24 protein-coding genes are annotated in these 23,230 nt (G+C 42.2%); 16 read left to right on the top strand and 8 right to left on the bottom strand.

Features of this window, described 5'->3' with window-relative positions:
- Nucleotide 1: 1 nt before the first annotated feature.
- On the bottom strand, nt 2–1,321 hold the full coding sequence (locus C6344_RS14380; RefSeq protein WP_066031463.1) for a hydrolase: 1,320 nt from the start codon (nt 1,319–1,321) through the stop codon (nt 2–4).
- Between the two features lie 294 nt (nt 1,322–1,615).
- Between C6344_RS14380 and C6344_RS14375 the strand changes: the two genes are divergently transcribed.
- The 10 genes from C6344_RS14375 to wrbA all read left to right on the top strand — a co-directional run bounded on the left by C6344_RS14375 (nt 1,616) and on the right by wrbA (nt 9,540).
- Entirely contained in the window at nt 1,616–1,822 is a 207-nt protein-coding gene (locus C6344_RS14375) for a DUF951 domain-containing protein (RefSeq protein WP_012011910.1), read from the top strand.
- Nucleotides 1,823–2,038: 216 nt separating this feature from the next.
- A complete protein-coding gene (gene ychF, locus C6344_RS14370; protein ID WP_034660650.1) occupies nt 2,039–3,139 on the top strand; it encodes a redox-regulated ATPase YchF in 1,101 nt (366 codons plus the stop codon).
- 108 nt (nt 3,140–3,247) lie between these two features.
- On the top strand, nt 3,248–3,535 hold the full coding sequence (rpsF, locus tag C6344_RS14365; RefSeq protein ID WP_003215073.1) for a 30S ribosomal protein S6: 288 nt from the start codon (nt 3,248–3,250) through the stop codon (nt 3,533–3,535).
- Nucleotides 3,536–3,571: 36 nt separating this feature from the next.
- Nucleotides 3,572–4,117, top strand: coding sequence for a single-stranded DNA-binding protein SsbA (gene ssbA, locus C6344_RS14360; RefSeq protein WP_034660649.1), 546 nt, complete (start codon nt 3,572–3,574; stop codon nt 4,115–4,117).
- 40 nt (nt 4,118–4,157) lie between these two features.
- A complete protein-coding gene (rpsR, locus tag C6344_RS14355; RefSeq protein WP_008347556.1) occupies nt 4,158–4,397 on the top strand; it encodes a 30S ribosomal protein S18 in 240 nt (79 codons plus the stop codon).
- A gap of 212 nt (nt 4,398–4,609) precedes the next feature.
- Complete coding sequence (locus C6344_RS14350; RefSeq protein ID WP_106073038.1) at nt 4,610–5,575, top strand: ABC transporter ATP-binding protein; 966 nt, start codon at nt 4,610–4,612, stop codon at nt 5,573–5,575.
- Nucleotides 5,568–7,085 carry an ABC transporter permease/substrate-binding protein gene (locus C6344_RS14345; protein ID WP_106036338.1) on the top strand — a complete coding sequence of 506 codons (1,518 nt, stop codon included), beginning with the start codon at nt 5,568–5,570 and terminating at the stop codon, nt 7,083–7,085. Before C6344_RS14350 ends, C6344_RS14345 begins: the two co-directional genes overlap by 8 nt.
- A 191-nt stretch (nt 7,086–7,276) precedes the next feature.
- A complete protein-coding gene (locus C6344_RS14340) occupies nt 7,277–8,248 on the top strand; it encodes a ring-cleaving dioxygenase (RefSeq protein ID WP_189313028.1) in 972 nt (323 codons plus the stop codon).
- Nucleotides 8,245–8,853, top strand: coding sequence for an alpha/beta hydrolase (locus tag C6344_RS14335; RefSeq protein ID WP_142393298.1), 609 nt, complete (start codon nt 8,245–8,247; stop codon nt 8,851–8,853). The genes C6344_RS14340 and C6344_RS14335 overlap by 4 nt, the downstream gene beginning before the upstream one ends.
- A 72-nt stretch (nt 8,854–8,925) precedes the next feature.
- A complete protein-coding gene (gene wrbA, locus C6344_RS14330) occupies nt 8,926–9,540 on the top strand; it encodes an NAD(P)H:quinone oxidoreductase (protein ID WP_003215063.1) in 615 nt (204 codons plus the stop codon).
- 48 nt (nt 9,541–9,588) lie between these two features.
- Here the strand turns inward: wrbA and katX are convergent, their stop codons facing one another.
- Entirely contained in the window at nt 9,589–11,088 is a 1,500-nt protein-coding gene (gene katX / locus C6344_RS14325) for a catalase KatX (RefSeq protein ID WP_231135476.1), read from the bottom strand.
- Nucleotides 11,089–11,282: 194 nt separating this feature from the next.
- Here katX and C6344_RS14320 point away from each other — a divergent pair, with 194 nt between their 5' ends.
- From C6344_RS14320 to rsiV, 3 genes are all read left to right on the top strand, one after another.
- Nucleotides 11,283–11,939: a hypothetical protein gene (locus C6344_RS14320; protein ID WP_106073037.1), complete on the top strand. Its 657-nt coding sequence runs from the start codon at nt 11,283–11,285 to the stop codon at nt 11,937–11,939.
- 149 nt (nt 11,940–12,088) lie between these two features.
- Nucleotides 12,089–12,583: an RNA polymerase sigma factor SigV gene (gene sigV, locus C6344_RS14315; protein ID WP_060597696.1), complete on the top strand. Its 495-nt coding sequence runs from the start codon at nt 12,089–12,091 to the stop codon at nt 12,581–12,583.
- Nucleotides 12,584–13,438, top strand: coding sequence for an anti-sigma-V factor RsiV (gene rsiV / locus C6344_RS14310; RefSeq protein WP_066031470.1), 855 nt, complete (start codon nt 12,584–12,586; stop codon nt 13,436–13,438).
- 47 nt (nt 13,439–13,485) lie between these two features.
- Here rsiV and C6344_RS14305 read toward each other — a convergent pair whose 3' ends face one another.
- Complete coding sequence (locus C6344_RS14305) at nt 13,486–14,412, bottom strand: manganese-dependent inorganic pyrophosphatase (RefSeq protein ID WP_106073036.1); 927 nt, start codon at nt 14,410–14,412, stop codon at nt 13,486–13,488.
- A gap of 302 nt (nt 14,413–14,714) precedes the next feature.
- On the opposite strand from C6344_RS14305, the gene C6344_RS14300 reads away from it, so the two are divergent.
- Genes C6344_RS14300 through rplI form a run of 3 tightly spaced genes read left to right on the top strand, consistent with a single transcriptional unit; the run spans nt 14,715 to nt 18,109 of the window.
- Nucleotides 14,715–15,653 (top strand): YybS family protein, encoded by a 939-nt coding sequence (locus C6344_RS14300; RefSeq protein WP_142394279.1) that lies wholly within the window; start codon nt 14,715–14,717, stop codon nt 15,651–15,653.
- Between the two features lie 30 nt (nt 15,654–15,683).
- Nucleotides 15,684–17,663, top strand: a complete 1,980-nt coding sequence (locus C6344_RS14295; RefSeq protein WP_060597693.1) for a DHH family phosphoesterase — start codon at nt 15,684–15,686, stop codon at nt 17,661–17,663.
- On the top strand, nt 17,660–18,109 hold the full coding sequence (gene rplI / locus C6344_RS14290) for a 50S ribosomal protein L9 (RefSeq protein ID WP_034323903.1): 450 nt from the start codon (nt 17,660–17,662) through the stop codon (nt 18,107–18,109). The genes C6344_RS14295 and rplI overlap by 4 nt, the downstream gene beginning before the upstream one ends.
- A gap of 41 nt (nt 18,110–18,150) precedes the next feature.
- On the opposite strand, the gene C6344_RS14285 is transcribed toward rplI, so the two are convergent.
- The 5 genes from C6344_RS14285 to C6344_RS14265 form a co-directional block, all read right to left on the bottom strand.
- On the bottom strand, nt 18,151–19,365 hold the full coding sequence (locus C6344_RS14285; RefSeq protein ID WP_066031472.1) for a CynX/NimT family MFS transporter: 1,215 nt from the start codon (nt 19,363–19,365) through the stop codon (nt 18,151–18,153).
- Between the two features lie 22 nt (nt 19,366–19,387).
- Entirely contained in the window at nt 19,388–19,534 is a 147-nt protein-coding gene (locus C6344_RS14280; protein ID WP_003214589.1) for a YycC family protein, read from the bottom strand.
- Nucleotides 19,535–19,605: 71 nt separating this feature from the next.
- Complete coding sequence (locus C6344_RS14275; RefSeq protein WP_060597691.1) at nt 19,606–20,340, bottom strand: alpha/beta hydrolase; 735 nt, start codon at nt 20,338–20,340, stop codon at nt 19,606–19,608.
- A 115-nt stretch (nt 20,341–20,455) separates the two neighbouring features.
- Nucleotides 20,456–21,421 (bottom strand): ABC transporter substrate-binding protein, encoded by a 966-nt coding sequence (locus tag C6344_RS14270; RefSeq protein WP_034660636.1) that lies wholly within the window; start codon nt 21,419–21,421, stop codon nt 20,456–20,458.
- A gap of 98 nt (nt 21,422–21,519) precedes the next feature.
- Nucleotides 21,520–23,145 (bottom strand): AraC family transcriptional regulator, encoded by a 1,626-nt coding sequence (locus C6344_RS14265; protein WP_106073034.1) that lies wholly within the window; start codon nt 23,143–23,145, stop codon nt 21,520–21,522.
- Nucleotides 23,146–23,230: the final 85 nt, after the last annotated feature.

The following is a 23,230-nucleotide window of genomic DNA, read 5'->3' as shown; positions in this document are numbered from 1 at the left end:
CTTAATGAATACCCATTTGCATCGCAAGGCGTCTATCTGCCTTGGCGTAGTCATCACCCATTGTGTACATATGTCTTGAAAGGGTAGAAAGTTCTTGTTCGTAATCTCTCAGGGTGTACAAGGCATTCAGCTGTTTTTCGTGTGAATAAAAGGAGGAATGATGTTGTTCCATCCTCACTTCCTCTACTAGTGCTTCCACATCACTAGGACTTAGTAAATCATAGTGACCAAAGCCGACGAGTCCTTTGAGCTCCTGTTTTACATGCTGGACGGCGTCTTTTACACTTTCATCGATCCCATCGATTTTCTCAAATATAGTGTGTACTTCATGTTCAATCACGCTTTGGAGATCGTAGGATGAATTTTTCAGTAAATGGGATTTTATGATAATTTCAAGGCCGCTTTGTGCATATGCACGTCCAGAATGGATTTCTTGCAACAGCATGGCTGTAAAACTTGTATTATGATCAAGCTGTTCATCTAAAATACGGGCAGACCCATCTGTGTGGAATGAATACCCATTTACTTTGTAACTCCCAGAAATAAGAGCTAAAAAAGCATTTGTATCAAAGGATTCGTTCCATTCTATATTCATAGACGCAAAAGCTGATTTTAAAAAGGTGTCAATTTCTCTTTTCTTGTATTTAACGGGTTCTTGGATGGCGTCTTGCTGCCGTGGCGGTACAGTATACTTGACTTGACCAACCCCATGATCATGACGATTGAGTAAACCTACATAATGACTAGGTTGAATATATTCAGTCAATATCCGTGTGTATTGACCTTGCTGCGCTTTCTGCTGAATCGCAGGCGACAGACTGCTCCATATATTTGGGCTATCAAAGGTGACGGCTTTTTTGACAGCTGGCTGTTCTGTTGCAACATAAGCACAAACAGCACCGGCAAGGGCTTGTCCAGTGAGATAGATACCTGCATTTGGATGCTGCTGACAGACTTGCTCTATGTATTCCTTTCCTTTAAAAAAGACATGATCTTGATTGCCATCAAGGGACTTCCTTTCAATGGGATAGGCATAATCCGTTTTAAGCAATGACTGTGCCGCGGTGTGTACATCTTGTGGCGAGGTCACCGGCATTTGATTTGGCTGCGGACAGTGAAAAGCGACGATGAACTCGTCTGATTGTTCCGGCTGCATCGTTAAACCATATAATTGATGATCGACCTTGAGAAAATCATGGACAGTGAGCGTTTGCTGACCTATTTCTATCGTATGGTGCTGCTGGTAATTGTCTATGTTTCCAGCATGATCGGATATGATTTTATATTCTTTATCAGTTAATCTATCCTTTCGATTGACCATCGTACCTGCTCCCTCACATAACATTTATGCAGATATCATAAATCAAAAAATATGGAAAAACCACAGCGTTCTACCAATAAAAACCTTTTGACCTACAGTGTTTGTGACAATATTGAAAAAAAGCGGAGTTTAAGTAACTATTGGTCACAAATAAAATGATCTAAAAGAAGGGTTTTTTCTATAAAAAAGAATAGGATGAATGATTGAAAGAGGTTCTTTGTTTTGTACATTGCTCTTCATCGCCGTTTTTTTGTACAATAGATTCAATGAAGTGAGCAAGAGAGGTGAAGGCTGATGGCAGACAAAGCGTTTGGGTTACATGATGTCGTTGAAATGAAGAAACCCCATCCATGTGGTGTCAATCGGTGGAAAGTTATTCGATTGGGCATGGATATTCGCATTAAATGTGAAGGCTGCGGGCACAGCGTGATGATCCCAAGAAGAGACTTTGAACGAAAAATGAAGAAAATTCTCGTCAAGCATGAGGAGCCAACTGCTTAAGTAGGCCTCATGCTTTTTTGATGAAATTCGTCTTTTGTATAGAAGAAGCAGGTGTGAATTCGCGTTTTAAAGCACTGATTTATCCTTTTTGGCAATGTTTCTTCTATTGATAATGCATAACGGTTAGCTTGTCTTTTCATGTAAACCTACTTATAATTGCTCTAGGTTCATATTACGCAGTATAACGAGCACGTTTGATATAGAGGAGATGAAAGAATGGCTTTAACAGCTGGTATTGTTGGCTTACCTAACGTCGGGAAGTCAACGCTATTTAATGCAATTACACAGGCTGGAGCGGAGTCTGCTAACTATCCGTTTTGTACCATTGATCCAAACGTCGGAATTGTAGAAGTTCCAGACGAGCGTTTGCAAAAACTAACAGAATTGGTGCAGCCGAAAAAGACAGTTCCGACTGCTTTTGAATTCACTGATATTGCCGGTATTGTCAAAGGGGCTTCTAAAGGTGAAGGTTTAGGGAATAAATTCCTTTCTCACATTCGTCAAGTAGATGCGATCTGTCACGTGGTGAGAGCTTTTGCAGATGATAACATCACACACGTATCAGGTAAGGTTGACCCTGTGTCAGATATCGAAACCATTAATTTAGAATTAATTTTGGCTGATTTAGAAACAGTTGAAAAGCGTTTGGCTCGTGTGAGTAAGCTTGCAAAACAAAAGGATAAGGAAGCGGTAGCTGAATTTGATATTTTGTCGAAGCTAATGGACGCATTTGAAGCTGGGAAATCGGCAAGATCTGTAGAATTTACAGATGAGCAGCAGAAGCTTGTGAAACAGCTTCATTTACTCACATCTAAACCAGTTCTTTATGTAGCAAATGTGAGTGAGGATGAAGTAGCGGATCATGACGGTAACGAATATGTGCAGCAAATCCGTGAGTTTGCTTCTGGTGAAAATGCTGAAGTCATCGTCGTTTGTGCGAAGATCGAGTCTGAAATTGCAGAGCTTGAAGGAGAAGAGAAGCAGATGTTCCTTGAAGAGCTTGGCATCAAAGAGTCAGGTCTAGATCAGCTGATTCAAGCATCTTATTCACTTCTTGGTTTAGCTACTTATTTCACAGCAGGTGAGCAGGAAGTACGCGCTTGGACGTTTAAAAAAGGAATGAAGGCACCGGAATGTGCTGGAATCATTCATACGGACTTTGAACGTGGGTTTATTCGTGCTGAAACGGTTGCATATGAAGATTTACTTGCTGGTGGAAGCATGTCTGCTGCAAAAGAGGCTGGAAAAGTCCGTCTAGAAGGTAAAGAATATGTAGTGAAAGATGGAGACGTCATTCATTTCCGTTTTAATGTATAGGTTCTTGTCATAGGCCAAGAGATTTGTTATAATATACAATTGTGAGTAATATAATTTATTGCTCCTTGCCCGTTTAGGGCCGCTTAGACCAAAAGGAGGTGCAATCAGATGAGAAAGTACGAAGTTATGTACATCATCCGCCCAACAGTTGACGATGAGGCTAAAAAAGCAGTTATCGAGCGTTTCAATAACGTGTTAACTTCTAACGGTGCGGAGATCACTGGAACAAAGGATTGGGGTAAACGTCGTCTTGCATACGAAATCAACGATTTCCGTGAAGGCTTCTACCAAATCGTAAACGTTCAATCTGACGCTGCAGCAGTTCAAGAATTTGACCGCTTAGCTAAGATCAGTGACGATATCATTCGCCACATTGTTGTTAAAGAAGAAGTATAAATCATTGAAATATATATTTAAAGGTGGTCTTTCAATATGCTAAACCGTGTTGTATTGGTCGGAAGACTAACAAAAGACCCTGAGCTTCGCTACACGCCTAATGGTGCGGCTGTAGCCACGTTTACTCTAGCTGTGAATCGTACGTTTACGAATCAATCTGGAGAGCGTGAAGCCGATTTCATTAACTGTGTTACTTGGAGAAGACAAGCCGAGAACGTGGCTAATTTCTTGAAAAAAGGAAGTCTTGCCGGTGTAGACGGTCGTTTGCAGACAAGAAACTATGAAAATCAGCAAGGACAGCGTGTCTTCGTGACAGAGGTTCAAGCTGAAAGTGTTCAATTTCTTGAGCCTAAGAGCGGCGGTGCTGGTTCAGGTGGATACAGCGGCGGTGGCAATAGCGGAGGCCAGTATTATGGCGGTAGCCAAAACGATCAGAATCCATTCGGAAATGAACCAAATCAAAATCCATATGGCAATCAGAGCAACCAACAAAATCGTAATCAGGGAAATAGCTTCAATGATGACCCATTTGCGAATGATGGTAAACCGATTGACATCTCCGATGATGATTTGCCATTCTAATTGATCTGAAAAATTGACTAAAGGAAAGGTGTGAAAACAAATGGCAGGTGGACGCAGAGGCGGTCGTGCGAAACGTCGTAAGGTATGTTTCTTTACTTCTAACGGTATCACGCACATCGATTACAAAGATGTTGATCTTCTTAGAAAGTTTGTTTCTGAGCGTGGTAAAATTTTACCTCGTCGTGTAACAGGAACTAGCGCTAAGTATCAACGTAAATTGACATTAGCGATTAAAAAATCACGTCAAATGGCATTACTTCCATACGTTACTGGTGAGTAAGTCGTTGACTTAAAAGCGGAGAGCCTCGAGCTCTTCGCTTTTTTTATTTGTTTCACTAAGAATCTCATCCGAATTGGCTAGAGCTGTTTTTGGCGGGCATCCTAGGGGAAGTATGTAAAAGAGAGAGAAAGTGACAGTTTGTTCTATACAAATACGGGGTCAATCTGTCATATTGATAGTCTAGAAAATAATTGCAGTCAGGGCGTGGGAAGATGATTGAATTTAAGAAGGTATCGATGCAATTTTCTGATGAGCGCTATGCCGTTCAATCGGTTGATTTAGAGATTCAGAAAGGTGAATTTTTTGTATTTATTGGACCTAGTGGAAGCGGGAAAACGACGACATTGAAAATGATCAATCGTCTCATTTCTTCTACAGAAGGTGAGATTTACATAAAGGGTCAAAAAATAAATGATTATGATATGTATGAGCTGCGCTGGGAAATTGGGTATGTTCTGCAGCAAATTGCTCTTTTTCCTCATATGACCATTGAAGAAAATATCGCCGTGGTGCCAGAGCTCAAACAGTGGAGCCGAAATGAGACCAATAAGCGGGTGGATGAATTGATGCAGATGGTTGGGCTTGATCCTGCTATGTATCGACTTCGAAAGCCATCAGAGCTATCTGGTGGACAGCAGCAGCGTGTCGGTGTGGCACGTGCACTTGCAGCTGATCCTGAGATTGTCCTGATGGATGAACCCTTTAGTGCGTTAGATCCACTAACGAGGGAGAAATTGCAGGATGATCTGCTTGATTTGCAGCGCCGTATTCAAAAGACCATTGTCTTCGTGACGCATGATATGCAGGAAGCGATGAGGCTTGGTGATCGAATTTGTATCATGAAGGAAGGGGAAGTGGTGCAGATTGGTCGTCCAGAGGAATTGGTTCAACACCCAGTCAATGCTTTTGTTCGGGAGTTTGTTTCAGGGGCTGCTCGCCATGTGGGACATCAAGCGTTTGAGCTAGAGGCCATGGCTAGACCAATGGCTCATGAGTCTCTTTTAGGCTATGAAGTGATCACAGCACATGCCACGCTGGATAATGTCTTATCCCAATTGGCAAAGCATGAGGAATTGGCTGTAGAAAAGGACGGGGAGCGAATTGGACTAGTGAATCGTCAAGCGGTGATTCAGTTTTTAGCTGATTCTCCTAGAGAGAGGGGCGAGTCACATGAATGATTGGATCAGTGTGTTATTGGACCGAAAAGAACAATTGGGACACGCCTTACTTGAGCATATTCAAATTTCGTTTATTGCTTTATTTTTAGCCATTTTGATTGCCATTCCATTAGGTATCTATTTAACGAGGGTGCCAAAGCTTGCAGAGTGGGTGATTGGGGTGACGGCGGTTTTGCAAACAATTCCGTCGCTCGCGCTGCTTGGCTTGTTGATTCCTCTCGTTGGGATTGGACAAGTGCCTGCCATTATTGCGCTTGTCGTCTATGCCTTACTCCCTATTTTAAGAAATACATATACAGGCATTCAGGAGGTCGACCCTTCCCTGAGAGAAGCGGCGCTTGCCATGGGAATGAATCACCGCAAACGGTTATTAAAGGTGGAGCTGCCTTTGGCCATGCCAGTAATCATGGCAGGTATCAGAACCGGGATGGTTCTCATTGTGGGAACTGCCACTCTTGCCGCACTGATCGGAGCTGGGGGGTTAGGAAGTCTGATTTTGCTGGGAATTGATCGAAATGATATGTCGCTCATTGTCATTGGGGCTATACCAGCTGCCTTACTCGCACTCTTATTTGATGTGGTGCTGCGCACTTTTGAGAAAATCTCTTTTAAAAAGACTGTGATCTCTGTGACGGTTTTTGCTGTGATTGCAGGAGCAGTTGTCGCGGGCCCATTACTGTTTCAACAAGAAAAGAAAGAAATCACCATCGGTGGAAAGTTAGGATCAGAGCCTGAAATCCTGATCTCGATGTATAAGCTTTTAATTGAACAGGATACGGATATTCAAGTCAATCTTAAGCCTGGTCTTGGCAAGACGTCCTTTGTTTTTCAAGCTTTACGGTCTGGTGATATTGATATTTATCCTGAGTTTACCGGTACTGCGATTTCTGAGTTCCTCAAACAAACAGCGAAAAGCACAGATAAAGAAAAAGTGTATGAGCAAGCGCGGCGTGGTTTGGAATCATCCTTTCAGCTCCGCCTTCTTGAGCCGATGGCTTACAACAATACGTATGCTTTAGCCGTGCCTCAGTCGCTGGCTGATCAATATGATGTATCCAATATTTCAGATCTAGGCAAGATCAAGAATCGCATAAAGGCTGGATTCACCTTAGAATTTTCTGATCGACAGGATGGGTATCTAGGTATTCAAAAGACCTATCAATTTTCCTTTGACGATGTGGTGACGATGGAACCGAAGCTTCGGTATCGAGCGATTCAAAAAGGAGATATCAATTTAGTCGATGCGTATTCGACAGACAGTGAATTGAGGGAATACAAATTAAAGGTGCTTGATGATGATCAGCATGTTTTCCCGCCATATCAAGGAGCACCGCTGCTAAGACAGGAGACATTAACTGAGTTCCCTGAGATCAAGACCTCTCTCAATAAGCTTGGTGGTCAAATCACAGATGATGAGATGAGAGAAATGAATTATGAAGTAAATGTGAGAGGTAAGGATGCATTTCAGGTTGCGAAAGCCTATTTAAAAAAGAAAAAATTACTGCAATAATCAAGGAAGAGCAGGTCTGTTATGTAAAAAGCAGACCTGCTTTTTTAAAAGGGAAAACAAAAACCGTTGACATTTATTTAAAAACATCATATCCTTAATTCGAGATAAATATATTTTTTTGATTTAATATCTCGAATTCGAGATAATATAAAGACGTCAGTAAAGACATAATGAATAGAGGCTTGTACTTCATGATTAGGAGGTCATTAGAATTGAAGAAAACAGAAGGAATTCACCATATCACAGCAATTGTAGGGCATCCTCAGGAGAACGTTGATTTTTATGCAGGTATTTTAGGACTTCGTCTCGTGAAGAAGACCGTTAATTTTGATGATCCAGGTACGTACCATTTATATTTTGGAAATGAAGGAGGATCTCCGGGGACGATTATCACGTTTTTCCCTTGGCCAGGTGCTCAAAAGGGACAAATTGGCGCTGGCCAAGTGGGCGTGACGACATATGTTGTACCGCCAGGCGCTTTCTCTTTCTGGAAGGAACGTCTTGAGCAGTTTGATATTTCTTATGAAATGGTTGAACGCTTTGATGAAGCCTTTCTCTCATTTGAAGATCCACACGGCTTGTTGATTGAGCTAGTAGAACGAGCGGAGGGAAAACAAAATGAGTGGACATTTAACGGGGTCACACCAGATGTCGCGATAAAAGGATTTGGCGGAGCTGTTTTGTTAACATCACAGCCGGAGCAAACGATGCAGCTGCTAGAACAAACAATGGGTTTTGAACGAGTTGGAGCAGAAGAGGACTATGTGAGATTCCGTTCGTTTGGTGAGATAGGCAATGTGATTGATGTGAACAAGACACCTGTTGCACGCGGACGTATGGGTGTTGGGGTTGTGCATCATATTGCATGGAGAGCGACAGATGATCAGGATCAATTAGATTGGCAAAGACATATTGCGCAAAGCGGGTATCAAGTGACACCTGTGCAAGATCGAAATTACTTCAATGCTATTTATTTTAGAGAGCTTGGCGGCATATTATTTGAAATTGCGACTGATCCTCCAGGGTTTGCACACGATGAATCAGTGGAAACAATGGGTGAAGCATTGAAACTGCCACCGCAATATGAGGCGCAGCGCAGTCAGATTGAACAAATTGTGCTGCCAATAGAAGTGAGAGAGATTAAAGGGAAAGGAGATTCATGATGAAGCATCTTTTTCGAAAAGGAAAGAATGAACAAAGACCTGTTTTGTTATTACTGCATGGTACTGGCGGGACGGAAGAAGATTTATTGCCGCTTGCCGATTTAGTAGATGCTGACGCATCCGTTCTTAGTGTGAGAGGAAATGTGTTGGAAAACGGTATGCCGCGCTTTTTCAGGCGTTTGGCAGAGGGTGTATTTGATGAGCAGGATTTAATTGAGCGTACAGAGGAACTATATACATTTATCGGAGAAGCAGCAGATGAATATGGGTTCGATCGTCACAATGTGGTGGCTATCGGATATTCTAATGGGGCAAACATTGCTGGAAGTCTTTTATTCCATTACGAGGATGCGTTAAAAGGAGCTATCCTGCATCATCCAATGGTCCCAAGACGCGGGGTTTCATTGCCTTCATTAGCGGGGAAACAAGTCTTTATAGCAGCTGGTAAAAATGACCCAATGTGCCGTCCAGAAGAATCACAGGAGCTCGAGCAGTTGCTGCAAGGCGCAGGCGCTTCAGTTACGCTTCATTGGGAAAATCGCGGACATCAGCTAACGAGAGAAGAAGTCGATGCTGCGGCATTATGGTATCGTCGTCAATTTTAATGAAGGTGGGGAATACAGGTGGGATTTTTACAGAAGCTTTTTGGGCAAACCAAACAAAAGGAGATGGAACAAATGGAAAACGTAAAATTAGCGATTATTTATTATAGTTCAACAGGTACAAACTATCAGATGGCAAAATGGGCTGAAGCTGGAGCGAAAGAAGCTGGCGCAGAAGTGAAGGTATTAAAGGTTGCTGAATTGGCACCAGAAGCAGTTGTAGCATCAAATCCAGCATGGAAAGCACATTTAGACGAAACAAAGGATGTTCCAGAGGTTCAATTAAGTGATTTAGAGTGGGCAGATGCTATCATCTTTAGCATGCCAACACGTTTTGGTAACCTACCGGCTCAAATGAAGCAATTCTTAGACACAACTGGCGGCTTATGGTTCCAAGGGAAATTAGCAAACAAAGCAGTGAGTGCGATGACCTCTGCACAAAACCCAAATGGCGGGCAGGAACAGACCATTCTTAGCCTTTACACAACGATGTTCCACTGGGGAGCGATTATTGCCGCTCCTGGATACACAGATGACTCGTTATACGGTGCAGGGGGCAACCCTTATGGCGTGAGTGTCACTGTTGACCAAAACGGAAAGATCCAAGAGGATGCAGAAGCTGCTGCAAAACATCAAGCAAAACGTACAGTCAATGTAGCAGAATGGATCAAAAAGGGTCAAAACGCTTAATCGATGAATACAAAAAGAATGCAGCCTAGGCGCTGCATTCTTTTTTATTTAATAAGGATCTGATGGTGTGCTGTTGTTAATCGCTTCGTCCACAGCTTGTGCGGCGCCTGTAGAGCCTATAGGTCCGCTTGGCTGTTCTTGTTTGAAGGCTTTTAAGCCGTCAGCGACACGCTTTCCGTAATCAGGGTCAGCCTTTGTAAAGTTTTCGATCATTTGCTCTTGAATGTCTTTTTGACAGGTCGCAAGGGTGTTGACTAAGTTCTTAATCAGTTCCTCACGTTCCCAATCATTGAAACGGCGATACGTTTCTCCGGCTTGGCCAAAGTTGTTCGGGCGGTCAATGGCTTCTCGTTTGACGTCACCCTCTACAAAAGGCGTATGATCTTTTCCATCCTGCTTGGCTTCTTTTAATCCGCCGAGGATCGATGGTTCATAATTCACATGAGGGTTTTGCTCTTTGCCTTGATCGACATGGTATTCCATTTGCCCATCTCTTTGATTCGTGGCCACATGCTTTTTCGGTGCATTGATCGGCAGCTGTAAATAGTTTGGCCCCACACGATATCGCTGCGTGTCAGAATAGGAGAAGGTGCGCCCTTGAAGCAACTTATCATCTGAGAAATCCAAACCGTCTACGAGAACGCCAGTCCCAAAGGCGACCTGCTCGACTTCTGCGAAATAATTTTCTGGATTTTTGTTTAACACCATTCGTCCAATCGGTTTCCATGGATAGTCATTCTTGTACCAAAGCTTTGTCGGATCAAGCGGGTCAAAGTCAAGGTGAGGATGGGCATCATCTTCCATGATCTGCGCATATACCTCCCATTCAGGATGATCTCCTTGCTCAATGGCTTCATACAAATCCTGTGTGGCATGATTAAAGTTTTCTCCTTGAATCGCTTGAGCTTGTTCTTGCGTCAGGTTGCGAATGCCTTGCTTCGGTTCAAAGTGATATTTGACCAGCACTGCTTTTCCTTCATGGTTCACCCATTTGTAGGCATGGACACCTGAGCCTTGCATGTGCCGATAGGTTGCTGGGATGCCCCATGGTGAAAAGAGAAATGTCACCATATGCGTCGCTTCAGGTGATTGCGAGACGAAGTCAAAAATACGCTCGCCGTCTTGACGGTTGGTGACAGGATCAGGCTTAAAGGCATGAACCAAATCAGGGAATTTCAAAGCATCTCGGATAAAGAAAATTTTGAGGTTGTTCCCCACGAGATCCCAGTTGCCTTCTTCTGTATAAAATTTAATCGCAAATCCTCTAGGGTCACGCAATGTTTCTGGTGAATGACCGCCGTGAATCACAGAAGAAAAACGAACGAAAACAGGTGTCTTTTTTCCTTTTTCCTGAAATAATTTTGCCCTTGTATAAGTGGAAATGGGTTCGTCACCGAATGTGCCATAGGCTTCAAAATAACCGTGAGCTCCGGCCCCGCGCGCATGGACGACACGTTCAGGAATGCGTTCACGATCAAAATGACTAATTTTCTCTAGGAAATCGTAGTTTTCAAGCGTAGTTGGTCCTCTATTCCCAACGGTTCTCATATTTTGATTGTCTGTTACGGGATGACCTTGCCGATTGGTTAAAGTGTCTTCTGACTCTGAAGATGGTTTAGGGTGTTGTTCTTCTTTCAATTAAATCCCTCCTTCAATATCTCCCTAACAATATGGTCATCATGCTCCCTATTTCATACAAGGATTGATATAATGATTGAAAACTTTCACGAGGAGCGAACCTGATGATTCGATTACACTGCCTTCACGCCCATCCGTCCAATCAGTCATATATAGAAGATGTTTTTGGCGATACCGATATTGCGCTTTATCACACGGTCGATTCATCATTTATAGAACGCGCTACACAAGATCCCACTTTTGATCAACACAAGCAGCAAGCCTATGTCATCAACAAACTGATGCAAGAAGATGAAGCCGATCTCATTCTGCTCACGTGTACACAATACATTGCCGCTTTGGGTAATCAGCAGCATCTTTTTAAACAACCGATTGTTCCGATCGATGAACCGTTGTTTGAGCTGATTTGTCAGGGAAAAGGGCCTCTTCAACTTGTGTTTTCAAACCCGGATACAGTGGAAGGGACGATGAAGCGGCTTAAATCATATGCAATAGAGCACGGCAAACAGATTGATGCAGAAGTTATGGTGATGGAGGATGTCTTTCACCTTTGCCTAAATGGTGATATGCAGGCTTATGAGGAGCAAATCAAAAAGCAACTTAGAAGATGTATGAAAAAAAGCGGAGATATTTGCGTGATGCAGCTATCGATGGTTCATGCGGCACAGCAGATGGAAGAGGAGACAGGCGTTCCGATCATTCATCCGCTTTCTCCACTTAAACAGTTTGTCCATCAAACAATATCTGCTTTGAAAGAGTGAACCTGTCTGGTTCGCTCTTTTTGTATAGAAACGGAAATGTGATGACATGTTAAAAAAATAACCGAGCGCAAACTATTTTCAAAAGGCGCGCGTCTATCCATTGTAAGAAATAACCGATGCGCATTTAAGATAAAGGAGCTCTTTGTAAAATGAAGAAACGAAAGATTGAGGATCAATTTGCTGATTACGTAATGGAGCATAAACACAGTTTTTATCGATTGTCCTATAGTTATGTCAAAAACCCAGAGGATGCGATGGATGTCGTTCAAGAGGCGATTCATAAAGCACTCAAATCTGTTCACCGATTAGAGGATGCGACCAAGATGCATAGCTGGTTTTATAAAATCGTGGTGAACGCTGCCCTAGACTTTTTACGAAAGAAGAAGCGGGTGCAAGTGACAGATGATGACACACTCGAATTCTTGTCAAAGGGTGAGTCAGATGTCTATGAGGATCAAGATGTCAGACGAGCCATAGAGGATTTGCCTGAGATGTACCGGGTTATCATCATTTTGAGATTCTTTGAAGATTTAAAATTAGAGGACATCGCCCATATTCTCGAAGAAAACGAAAACACCATCAAAACAAGATTATATAAGGCGTTGCGGCTTTTAAAAGTAGAATTATCGCAGGAGGAAATATAAATGGATAAGCATTTGGAACAGTTAAAAGAGGAATATTTAGAAATCCCTATTCCACCGGAATATGATGCTATGGTTGAACGAACATTGAAACGAAAAAACAAAAAACCTCATTTTCAGCAATGGACCATCGGACTTGTTGCTGCGGCTGCTCTATTTGTCACGACAGTTAATGTCAGTCCACAGGCGGCAAGAGCCATTTCAGAGGTGCCTGTCATTGGCGAGCTGGTGAAAGTCGTGACATTCACAGAATTTAAAAAGAGTGATCAAGGAACGAATATTGACCTTAAAACACCACACGTTTCAGGGCTTGGGGACGGAAAATTACAAGACAGCCTGAATCAAAAATATTTAGCTGAAAACAAAAAACTGTATCAAGATTTTGAAAAGGAAACAAAGGGGTATAAAAATGGTCATTTAAGTGTAGAGAGCGGATATGAAGTGAGAACAAACAATGACCAAATTCTCTCGTTAGGTCGATACAAGGTGACGACTCAAGCTTCTGCGGCAGAGGAAATGACATATGATACGGTGGATAAGAAAAACCATGTACTCATTACATTACCAAGCTTGTTTAAAGATGACCGGTATATAGATGTCATTAGTGAAAATATTAAAGATCAAATGAAGAAACAGATGAAAGAGGATTCAAATAAGATTTACTGGATTGGCAAGGATGATATGGACCCATTTAAGAAGATTCAGCCGGATCAAAGCTTCTATATCAATTCAAAAGGCAAACTGGTGATTTCCTTTAATGAATATGATGTGGCACCTGGTTACATGGGTGTAGTTGAATTCACGATTCCAACAAGTGTGCTAAAGGATATTCTTGTCAGCGATATGTACATTCATTAAAAGAAGAAAAAAGACTGCTGAACATGTCAGCAGTCTTGTTGTGTTGATTAAGAAAGTGCCTCTGTCAGTGCAGGTACCACTTGTTTCTTTCTTGATACAACACCTTTTAGTAAAGCGGTGTTGTTTTCAAGTGTGACGTTAAATGCTTTTTCTACTTTTGCAGCTTCTGCACCGAGTGCAAGAGCAAGGGAGTCATTTTCTAAGATGTCTGTGATCACTAGAACGAATAGATCAAGACCTTTCGCTGCGATGACTTCATTGATTTTCGCTTCAATGTCAGCCTGTCTTGCTGTTACTTCCGCGATATCTACTGTATTGACTTGCGCAATTTCCACTTTGCTATTGCCTAGTGCGAATTCTTTTGCATCAATTGTAATTAATTCTTGAACCGTTTTTTGGCTTAGGTCAGCGCCAGCTTTCAGCATGTCTAGGCCGTAAACTTCTGGATCTACCCCTGCAATTTTAGCTAGCTCATGCGCAGCATCAATGTCTTGCTGTGTGCATGTTGGGGACTTGAATAGCAAGGAATCAGAAATGATTGCAGATAAAAGCAAACCAGCGATTTCTTTTTCAATCTTCACTTGGTTCTCTTTGTACATTTTGTTTAAGATTGTTGCTGTACAGCCAACAGGCTCAGCGCGATAGTATAGAGGTTCACTTGTTTCAAAGTTGGCAATACGGTGATGGTCAATGACCTCAGTCACTTGTACTTGATCAATATCGCTTACACTTTGTTGGAATTCGTTATGATCGACAAGAATGACTTGCTTTGTTTCGTTTGCAGCTGTTTCAATGAAACGAGGTGCTTCTTGTTTAAAGAAATCTAATGCGTATTGTGTTTCTCCATTGATTTCTCCAAGTCTGACCGCTTCTGCCTGAACGCCGATTTTGTTTTTCAGATCAGCGTAAGCGATAGCAGAGCAAATCGTGTCTGTGTCAGGGTTTTTGTGTCCGAATACGAGTGTTTTTCCCATGTGAATTCTCCTTCTTACATTTATTGATGATGTTTCTATTCTAACAGCTTTTGACCTTGAATTCAGGGTTTATAGCTAAGAATAATCTAAAAAATTGTAACATGCTGATTGAAAAGTTGCATGTACGAATCTATATTGGTGTTCCACGTGAAACGCTCCTAAGATAGCCTGCATTTTACTTGCGATTTGCCGCTATGGTAAAATAAAGGTTGGGGTAAGACATGGTGTAGCTTACATCGTACGTATACATAGAAGGACACATTGAGCAAGATATAGAAAAAGGATTGGATAGAGGTGAAGGTGTGAAACAAACAAAAGCGTTAGTAGAGGGCGCTATCATGATCAGTATTTTTTCTGTCATGATGCTGTTTTATTTGTATGTGCCGCTATTATCCATTATTTTCTTTCTAGCTGCTCCGATACCGATTATCCTCTATACAATCAGGCACGGCTTGAAAAAAGGAATTGCTGCTGGCGCTATTGGGATAGTGATCAGCTTTTTAATTGGGTCTCTTGCTGGACTCATGAGTGCGCCAATTCTGATTGCTGCCGGATTAGGCATGGGTGTTTTCTACAGCAGAAGGCAGCCTGGGAATGCCATCATTACAGGTGGGCTGATCTATTTATTCAGTTTTCTTATCTCCTTTATTGTCAGTGTTCAGCTTTTTCAAGTCGATATCATGGGTATCGCGAAAGAGTCGGTTGAACAAATGATTCCGATGTTAGAGAGTGTCTTAAAGCAATCCGGCGCTTCTGAGCAGAACATTGCGAAGCAGCTGAAGCAGTTCAGAGAGATGCAGGATGCTGCATTGAGTGCTTTGCCTGTAGCGCTGTTAATTGGTGTCACATTGCTGGCGTTCGTGAATCACTGGTTCGTGCAGCCTCTGATCAAACGGTTTGTCAAAGACATGCCGGTCTTGAAGAAATTTAAGGATATGCGGCTGCCAAAAAGCATGGTATGGTATTATTTACTCACACTGCTTTTGATGCTGATTCGGACGGAAAAAGGCAGCTTTTTATGGCTTGTTCAAACGAGTGCTTTTCAAATTTTATTTATACTGGTGCTTATTCAGGGATTTTCTTTTATCTTCTATTATTGCCACGAAAAAAGCATCTCAAAAGCGGTGCCCATTTTCGCTATCGTGTTAGGGGTTCTCTATCCGCCAGTCGGTGTGATTGTGCGTATTATAGGGATTGCTGACATAGGCTTTGATTTAAGAGAGAAAGTAAAAAACAAATAATTCACTCTGAATGTTGAGGAGTTGATATCAGTGCCAAGCTTCTATAGAAAACCTGTCATCAAGTATCCGATCATCGCTTTGATTGTCCTTGCGGTGGTCACAGTCCTCCTCAACCTTTATTATAATTGGATCATAGGAGCGGTTGGTCTTTTCGTTCTTGCAGGTGTGCTCTACTTCTTAAAGTGGGCAGATACGCAAGTGCAAAAAGAGATTGATTCATATATTTCAACATTATCCTATCGAGTCAAAAAGGTTGGAGAAGAAGCATTAATGGAAATGCCAATTGGTATTATGCTGTTTAATGACCAGTATTATATCGAATGGACAAATCCATTTCTCGCTTCGTGCTTTCATGAAAGCACGCTTGTCGGCAGATCTTTGTATGATACATTCGAGTCCGTTGTGCCTCTTATTAAACAAGAGGTCGAGACAGAAAATGTGACGCTGAATGATCGGAAATTCAAAGTCATTATTAAACGGTCAGAGCGCCTTTTATATTTCTTTGATGTCACGGAACAGGTGCAGATTGAAAGACAGTACGAAAATGAACGAACGGTGTTATCTTATATCTTTTTAGACAATTACGATGATGTCACGCAAGGTCTTGATGATCAGGTGCGCAGCACCATTAATAGTGAAGTGACGTCGCTGTTAAACAATTGGGCACAAGAATATGGCATTTTCCTGAAGCGAATTTCGTCTGAACGATTTATGGCGGTTCTAAATGAGAGCATTTTAGCAGAGCTGGAAGCGTCGAAGTTCTCCATTTTAGACGAGGTCCGTGAGAAAACAGGGGCGCATAGTGCGACGCTTACTCTGAGTATCGGGATTGGAGCGTCCGTTCCTTCTTTAAAAGAGCTTGGGGCACTTGCGCAGTCGAGTCTTGATCTTGCCCTCGGACGAGGCGGGGATCAGGTAGCCATTAAGCAGCCAAATGGAAAAGTGAAATTCTACGGCGGGAAAACGAATCCAATGGAGAAACGGACACGTGTACGCGCACGAGTCATTTCTCATGCTTTAAAAGAAATTGTATCTGAAAGCGGAAATGTCATGATCATGGGGCATAAGTTCCCAGACATGGACTCGATCGGTGCATCAATTGGAATTTTAAAGGTCGCCCAGGCCAATGGGAAAGAAGGCTATATTGTCATTGATGCCAACCAGATTGGTGACAGTGTTCAACGCTTGATTAGTGAGATTAAGAATTATGAAGATCTTTGGTCACGTTTTATCACCCCAGAGGAAGCCATGGAGCTTGCAGAGGATGATACATTGCTTGTGGTCGTGGATACACATAAACCGTCTCTCGTCATGGAAGAACGACTGCTCAATAAGATTGAAAATGTCGTGGTCATTGACCATCATAGACGCGGCGAAGAGTTTATCCGTGATCCATTACTTGTCTATATGGAGCCGTATGCTTCATCCACAGCAGAGCTTGTGACAGAGCTTTTAGAGTATCAGCCGAAGAAATTGCGTATTAACATGATTGAAGCTACTGCGCTTCTCGCAGGGATCATCGTGGATACGAAGAGTTTCTCGCTGAGAACGGGATCAAGAACGTTTGATGCAGCATCCTATCTTCGTGCGAAGGGGGCAGATCCTGTCCTTGTGCAAAAATTCCTAAAAGAGACAGTTGATCATTACATCAAACGGGCAAAACTCATTCAACATACAGATTTGTATCAAAATCAGGTGGCGATTGCTTCATTGCCGTCAGACAGCTCGGAGTATTATGATCAAATTACGATTGCCCAGACGGCTGATTCTCTGTTGTCAATGAGTGAGGTAGAAGCGTCATTTGCTGTCGCTAGACGAGATGACAACACGGTGTGCATTAGTGCGAGATCATTAGGAGATATCAACGTCCAAATTATCATGGAAGCGTTAGATGGCGGCGGTCATTTGACTAACGCTGCCACCCAAATGTATGGTATAACCATTGAAGAAGCGGTAGAGCAGTTAAAAGCTGCCATTGATGAATATTTCGAAGGAGGGGTTCAAAGATGAAAGTCATCTTTCTAAAAGACGTAAAAGGCAAAGGGAAAAAAGGCGAAGTCAAGAATGTAGCTGACGGATACGCTCACAACTTTCTCATCAAACAAGGGTTAGCGGTTGAAGCAAATCCAACGAACCTAAGCGCATTGGAAGGGCAGAAAAACAAAGAGAAAAAGAATGCCATCCAAGAGCTTGAACAAGCGAAGCAACTAAAAGAGACACTTGAGGCGTTAACAGTGGAGCTCACTGCAAAATCAGGTGAAGGCGGTCGTCTGTTTGGATCGATTACAAGCAAACAAATCGCTGATAAATTACAAAAAGATCATCAAATCAAACTCGATAAGCGCAAAATCGAGCTGAATGACGCCATCCGTGCATTAGGTTACACAAATGTACCGGTGAAGCTTCATCCAGAGGTACAAGCAACGTTAAAGGTTCATGTGACAGAACAAGCATAAAGCAGAAAAGAACCCGTCTCACGAGGAGGCGGGTTCTTTTTTTATGATGGATCTGAAATATAGACGCTTCGTCCGGCTCGCATACCGGATAAAAACATGAAAAATAGGATGATGATAAAGATGATAATGGATGGCGTCCATGTATGTGTGAGATCAAAAAGGATACCGATCATGAACGGACCAACAGCGGCTAATAAATAACCGAGAGACTGCGCCATTCCGGAAAGGGCAGCGGCTTGCTCCATATTGGTCGTCCGTAATCCGATAAATGTGAGCGCCAGACTGATGCTGGCACCTTGTCCAATACCGATCAATAAAACAGAGATCACGAGAATAGGCGTCGATCCTCCGAGAAGAAGTCCGATCATGCCGAGTAAATACACAAGGACAAGTCCGAAGACAAGCGGTCTTTGTGTTTTTAATTTTTCTGCAAAAACAGGCGTTAAAAAGGTGGATGGCAGTCCAGCAAACTGCATAATGGACAGCATCCAGCCGGCTGTCGACAGGTTCATTCCATGTGATGTTAAAATATCGGGAAACCAGGCGATGCTGCTATAGAAAAGGAATGACTGCAACCCCATAAAAAAGGTCACCTGCCATGCGACACGTGAACGCCATATTGGCTGCTCTGTGAGCGAAATGCTTTTGACGGCCGCTGTGTTCTGATGAAGAAGCTGTGGCGCCCAGACCATCATCGCGAGAAGAGCAAGGCCAGCCCATACGAGGAATGATGTATTCCAGCCGCCAGGCATCGTATGACTGAGTGGAACACTGACACCTGATGCAAGTGCCGCAAAGACGGACATCGAGGTCGTATAAACGCTCGTCATCAATCCAGCATGTGCAGGAAATTTATGCTTCACGAGCCCCGGTAAGAGCACATTACATATTGCAATCCCGACACCGACAAGCGCGGTTCCCATCATTAAGAAGATGATCGTGCCAAACGAGCGAATCACAATCCCAAATAAAAGGACAGCAAGCCCAAGCCAAAGGGTTCGTTCATTGCCAAGACGTTTTCCGATTTTAGGTGCAATTGGAGAAAGCAATGCGAATGAGAGCAGTGGTAATGTTGTGAGAAAACCCGCAAGTCCATTTGAAAGCTGTAAATCGGAACGAATGGCGCCGATGAGAGGCCCCACGGACGTAATGGCAGGCCGCAGATTAAATGCAATGAGTAAAATCCCAGCAATCAGCAGGATGGTTTGTCCTTTACTGCGAGGATGTAATGTTGATTGTTCTAGATGTTGTTCCATGAATGTAAACTCCTTTATTTCTTTAAGAAGAACGATCTTTCTTCTGTTCAAGTTCTGCTAGTTTAGCGATTAAGATATGCTGCGGCATGTGCATGATTTGTTCAATGGGTACATTGAGTGATGCCGCAAGTTTTTGTGCTGTATCGGCTGAGATTTGTAAAGGTCTCATGAGCAAATCCCTCTCTTTCAATCTATACGTTCCAATATAACATATCGGCTTTGTGCCATGCTGATAAAAAATTAGAGTTCTCTTTTATAAAACCACTTTATGGCCGATAAGAAATTTTTTTGAAATTGTTTCAGATGATGGCCCTCCCCTTGTTCGATGTGATATTGCAGCTGCCAATCCTGCATCCCTTTCTGTAATAAAAGGTCATGTAGTTGTTTGTTGAATAAAGGCATGTGCTGTTGAGCAGATGTTTTGCCTTTACCTTCTTCACTGCCTACAGATAAATAGACAAGGTGCTCCACACACTGAATGCTTTGTTGTTTAGCAAACGGTAGAAAATCTTGATACCAAAATGACCCAGAGATAGATGCGATGTTTTTAAAAAGGGCAGGGTGCATCAATAGGGTATAAATAGCAAATAGTCCACCTAATGAAGCACCTACGTGACTATGTTGATGACAGGTCTGCTTGACTGGATATTCTCTTTTGATATATGGGAGCAAGTCATTTGCTAAAAATGACATATACGTCTGTGCCTCGCCATTAAAGTCAGGAAACTCAGAACGCAGTGATGACGCCTTCCATGGTGTATATTCATCAAGTCGATTGAAGGGGTGTATGCCGACAATGATGATTGGCGAGATGGTATTGGCTTCGATCATTCTTTCGATCTCTAGCAGGTGTGTTCTAAACAAAGAAGAGCCATCTTGTACAAAGACAGCTGGAACATCAATAGAGGTGTCCTGTGGAAGGTAAATATCAAGCTGACGCCCATTAAACTCGTCATATAGAAACGTTCCGTTCATGTGTATTCTCTCCTCAAGGTTTTCAACTACGCTGAAAAGAAGACAAAGAGCTAAAAATAAAGATCATTTTAGCCCTTTGTCAACAATCTGATCGCGCAAATTGGCGCTTCTTTTTTTAGTTGTTTTTTTCTAACCATTTGACAGCTTTATCAAGGAAGGTTGTTTTGCTTAGTGCTGTTCCTCCTTGAAGCATAGGATCAACGACATTTGCATTGATGTGCCCATTTTTCACAGCTTTTAGGCTTGTCCAAATTTTATTTTGCTCTAAGTCCTTCAATGCGTTTGGATTCGATGAGTTTTCCGCTTTAGAGAACTGAACAAAAATATAGTCAGGATTTAGTTCGCCCAGGCGCTCCATCGAAATCATCGCTTGTGCTTTGGCTTTTTTGATATCACTTGGTGCTGAAAATCCTAAGTCCCCATATAAGGTTGAGTTGAAGTATACGTCTTCAGGATACACGTACAGGTCGCCCTGTCTAATGCGTAAAATGACAGCTGTTTTGTTGTTGCTTTTGTCTTTCAGGGTTTCTTTCGCTTGTTTGAGATCTTTCTGATAATCAGAAATGATGTTTTTGGCTTCTTCACTCTTTCCAGTCAGTGTACCGAGCAATAAAAGATTGCTTTCCCAGTCAGAAGAGACATGGGATACTGGGATCGTCGTTTGGACTTTATCCAGTTTTTTAATTGTTGCAGGCGGGAACTTTGTTGATCCGAGTATCACGTCTGGTTTTAGTTTTAAGATTTTCTCTAGGTTTGGTTCTGTTTTTTCACCGATGCCTTCTGTTTTCGCTGTGATGTCTTTAAATAATTCAGGGAATGTGCCGCCTACGGTAGAAGCACCAATAGGTTGGATACCAAGTAATTTTGCATCTTCCATTGATTCTAGGCTTCCAGCAATGACGATTCGTTTCACTGGTGTTTTGAGCTTGTACGTTTGATCTAAGTAATTGATTTTTGTTTCTGTTGCTTCAGCTGACTTGCTTTTGGCTGTGTTTGAAGCAGGTTTATTTTCTGTAGCACCACAGGCTGCTGTGGTGATCGTCATGATACAAAGGGTAAGCAATGCTAACCATTTTTTCATTTGTTTTCTCCTTTAACTGATAATTGTTCTCAATTAAAGATTGTATTAGGCTTTCGTCCTTTTAGCCATAGACAATTCTCTATCAAATGATGGACTTTTTACGGAAAAAAAGATAAAAGGTCCTGAATGACTCGTTGATGACTGGCTGCTGTGTATTCACGCCAAGGGTCAGAAGCGAGTGGATAGACTGCTTGTTGACTCACAGCCTTGAGATTTTGCCAATCCTCCTGTTGCTTTAACTTTTGATAAAATGCAATGGTTTTTGGCTCCTTATGCAAGAAGAGGAAGATGGCGTCTGGGTCTAGCTGTTGTATGGAACGAATGCTGATTTTTTTTTCTATTAGCTGACCATCATTCTGAAAAGCTGGCAGAAGACCAATGTCATGAAAAATCACTTCTGACATGGTGCGATTTACAGACAAGTAGAGCTGATCTTGAAAGATACGAAGAGGCAGGACGGTTTTTGGTGGATGATCAACAAGGCATGCCTTTTTCGCTTGAATGACGATTTCCTCGTAATGAAGCAACCATTCTTCTGCTTCCTTCGCTTCGTTCAGGAACATAGCTGTTTGTCTGAATTGAGCGCGCCAATTCAATTGTGTGAATGGAACAAAGTGAACAGGACAGATGGTTTTCAACACTTGTTTTTCTTCCTCTGTCACATGATCATTGGCAATGATCAGCTCAGGTTTTGTTTCCTTTAATTGCTGTAAATTGGCTTCAGCGTGCTCGTTGATACGATGTGCACTCAGGTGAATCGGAATTTCTTCTGCATGATGCTCAAAATCATGTGCTGTCCATTTAGGATGAAGAGGGGCAGCATATGGGATGATATGAATTGGTGTGAGCTGACCGAGTATGGAATGACCATAGGCTGCAATTTTCCGCTGACGGCTTTTCATATAAGCAGAAGGGGTCATGCCAGTTTTTTTCTTAAAGATGCGGCTAAAGTAATAGGGATCTTGATAGCCGATTTCCAGTGCAATGTCTTTGAGCTTTGCATTGCTTTTTGCCATTAACTGTTTGGCTCTAGCCATCCTTTTCTTGGTGATATAATCAGTGACACTCACATCAAAATGCTTTTTAAATAGGTCACTGTAATGATTGGCGCTGATGCCAGCCATATGAGATAGACTTGTAAGGCTGAGGGGTTCTTCGGAATGTTGATCAATATATTGTTTTGTTTTGAAAAGGGCATGTGCCGTGTCACAAATATCTTCTTTATGCAGTGTGAAAAGCTGCATAATGAGCTGTTGAAAAAGAGTTTGGCTTCTAAAAAAGCTAATGGATTCAGGTCTTTTCCATTCCTCTGTCATTTCAGGCAGTAAAGAATGAATTTGTTCAATCGAGCTAATATCGATAAATTGCCATACATTCAGTAAAGAACGGGCATGTTCAGTTGATACTTCTCCTATGTTTTGATCTTGCAGTGTGTAGAGCTGAAAGCGAAACAGATAGAGCTCGTGTTTTCGATAAGGCTCTGTTTTCAACATAAATGTTTCCCCAGGCATGATCGTATAGAGTGTCAGATTTTTCAATCGCCATTTTTGATCGTTCAATGTGAGTAAACCGCTGCCGCTTATGCTGAAGAGGAGGCAGAATGTATCTGATAGCTGTTGCTCCGTATGCGGAAGCTCTGCATTATTTATTTTTTCAGTATATGTTAATCGATAGATGAATTGTTCGGCATTTGCCATTGTACGTAATTGATTGTTATTTCCCATAAAACCACCTGATCTCTTAATGATTGATAAACATTCTCAATTAAATTGTAGCAGAAAGGGCTGGAAAGATGGTGATGTTTATTCT

The sequence above is a fragment of the Bacillus sp. GBSW19 genome, assembly GCF_002998655.1.
GTDB lineage: Bacteria > Bacillota > Bacilli > Bacillales > Bacillaceae > Bacillus.
The sequence above is the reverse complement of the archived record's forward strand: the minus strand, read 5'-3'. Positions and strand labels throughout refer to the sequence as shown.

Excerpts from the sequence above, each read along its gene's own strand:
- C6344_RS14380 (WP_066031463.1), bottom strand. The coding sequence starts at position 1,321 with ATGGTCAATCGAAAGGATAGATTAACTGATAAAGAATATAAAATCATA.
- C6344_RS14375 (WP_012011910.1), top strand. The coding sequence starts at position 1,616 with ATGGCAGACAAAGCGTTTGGGTTACATGATGTCGTTGAAATGAAGAAA.
- ychF (WP_034660650.1), top strand. The coding sequence starts at position 2,039 with ATGGCTTTAACAGCTGGTATTGTTGGCTTACCTAACGTCGGGAAGTCA.
- rpsF (WP_003215073.1), top strand. The coding sequence starts at position 3,248 with ATGAGAAAGTACGAAGTTATGTACATCATCCGCCCAACAGTTGACGAT.
- ssbA (WP_034660649.1), top strand. The coding sequence starts at position 3,572 with ATGCTAAACCGTGTTGTATTGGTCGGAAGACTAACAAAAGACCCTGAG.
- rpsR (WP_008347556.1), top strand. The coding sequence starts at position 4,158 with ATGGCAGGTGGACGCAGAGGCGGTCGTGCGAAACGTCGTAAGGTATGT.
- C6344_RS14350 (WP_106073038.1), top strand. The coding sequence starts at position 4,610 with ATGATTGAATTTAAGAAGGTATCGATGCAATTTTCTGATGAGCGCTAT.
- C6344_RS14345 (WP_106036338.1), top strand. The coding sequence starts at position 5,568 with ATGAATGATTGGATCAGTGTGTTATTGGACCGAAAAGAACAATTGGGA.
- C6344_RS14340 (WP_189313028.1), top strand. The coding sequence starts at position 7,277 with ATGATTAGGAGGTCATTAGAATTGAAGAAAACAGAAGGAATTCACCAT.
- C6344_RS14335 (WP_142393298.1), top strand. The coding sequence starts at position 8,245 with ATGATGAAGCATCTTTTTCGAAAAGGAAAGAATGAACAAAGACCTGTT.
- wrbA (WP_003215063.1), top strand. The coding sequence starts at position 8,926 with ATGGAAAACGTAAAATTAGCGATTATTTATTATAGTTCAACAGGTACA.
- katX (WP_231135476.1), bottom strand. The coding sequence starts at position 11,088 with ATGAGAACCGTTGGGAATAGAGGACCAACTACGCTTGAAAACTACGAT.
- C6344_RS14320 (WP_106073037.1), top strand. The coding sequence starts at position 11,283 with ATGATTCGATTACACTGCCTTCACGCCCATCCGTCCAATCAGTCATAT.
- sigV (WP_060597696.1), top strand. The coding sequence starts at position 12,089 with ATGAAGAAACGAAAGATTGAGGATCAATTTGCTGATTACGTAATGGAG.
- rsiV (WP_066031470.1), top strand. The coding sequence starts at position 12,584 with ATGGATAAGCATTTGGAACAGTTAAAAGAGGAATATTTAGAAATCCCT.
- C6344_RS14305 (WP_106073036.1), bottom strand. The coding sequence starts at position 14,412 with ATGGGAAAAACACTCGTATTCGGACACAAAAACCCTGACACAGACACG.
- rplI (WP_034323903.1), top strand. The coding sequence starts at position 17,660 with ATGAAAGTCATCTTTCTAAAAGACGTAAAAGGCAAAGGGAAAAAAGGC.
- C6344_RS14285 (WP_066031472.1), bottom strand. The coding sequence starts at position 19,365 with ATGGAACAACATCTAGAACAATCAACATTACATCCTCGCAGTAAAGGA.
- C6344_RS14280 (WP_003214589.1), bottom strand. The coding sequence starts at position 19,534 with ATGAGACCTTTACAAATCTCAGCCGATACAGCACAAAAACTTGCGGCA.
- C6344_RS14275 (WP_060597691.1), bottom strand. The coding sequence starts at position 20,340 with ATGAACGGAACGTTTCTATATGACGAGTTTAATGGGCGTCAGCTTGAT.
- C6344_RS14270 (WP_034660636.1), bottom strand. The coding sequence starts at position 21,421 with ATGAAAAAATGGTTAGCATTGCTTACCCTTTGTATCATGACGATCACC.
- C6344_RS14265 (WP_106073034.1), bottom strand. The coding sequence starts at position 23,145 with ATGGGAAATAACAATCAATTACGTACAATGGCAAATGCCGAACAATTC.